Here is a 1,050-nt window from a genome sequence, read left to right as displayed (position 1 = left end):
AGAATCGCATCTAAGCAATTATCCTCGTCAACAACATGCACTGGAACATTCAGAATTCTTCCAAACACTTTTAGCTGCTCGTGTGCGGCGATTCGGTAACGATCTGTTGTCACCAAAGCAATACCATCTGCCCCATGACGCATAACATAACGCGCAGCCAACTTACCAATCGTCATTGTTTTGCCACTTCCGGTCGGGCCAACAAGTGAAATCACGCCACCCATGTCGATGATTTCGCTATATTCTGTCTGAATCGCACCATGAATTTGTTTACGCACCTTTGCCCAAGCAGTATCAGAATCGCCTTCACTTGCAACGCTATCTAGCAATTGCTTTCGAATAGGCTGCTGAATCGCTAGACGCTCTAAGCGCTCATCTACGATCGATTGGCTTGGCGTCACAACAGCTTGAGGCATTGGTTCAATAGATTGTTGCGAAGTCGACTGTTTCGCCTGAGCAGAAATCATTTCGCGTAGTTCACGAAGCTCTTCCTGCATCACGTAAATCGCATCATCTTGCTTGCTCGAACGCTCATCATGATTGACTGCAGGAGTCGCCTGAATCTTATTCGTTTGACCAAACTGCTCTGTTTTAATGACGTTCTGTTCTTGCTTCACGCTCTCGATGCGGCGACGACTTCTATCCATTTCCGCCTGCAATTCGAGACTGCGCTCAGCGCGTTGTTTTGCGAGCTCGGACGCGCTCACTTTAGTTTCATTATTAGATACCTGAGCAACACCCTGCTCTGGCTGATCTTCATATTCGGCAGTTGCCAATATCTCGACACCACCATTTGTTTTTGAGTTTGAAAGAATCACCGCATCAGGGCCTAAATCTTCGCGTATCTGACGCAAAGCATCTTGCATTGAATGGGAGAAATAACGCTTAACTTTCATAACTCTTCACCTAAAGGCTTTTTTGACGACAACTTCCTGTAGTCAAATTATTGACCGAAGCTTGTCGGCAAGGTTTGAAGCGGATGATCGTACAAACCCTGATTGAAGGTGAGGCGGAAATTCCTGTTATTACACTCGAGCCTGAATTGGAACA

At 46.2% G+C, this 1,050-nt stretch carries 1 protein-coding gene; it reads right to left on the bottom strand.

Going from position 1 to position 1,050, the window contains the following annotated elements; genetic code table 11:
• On the bottom strand, positions 1-896 hold an 896-nt coding region (gene flhF, locus A3739_RS20150), incomplete at its 3' end, for a flagellar biosynthesis protein FlhF (RefSeq protein WP_068502564.1).
• Between the last annotated feature and the right edge of the window lie 154 nt (positions 897-1,050).

The sequence above is a fragment of the Oleiphilus sp. HI0067 genome, from assembly GCF_001635735.1.
Note: the sequence above shows the minus strand (reverse complement) of the source record. Positions and strands in the feature narration are given on the sequence as shown.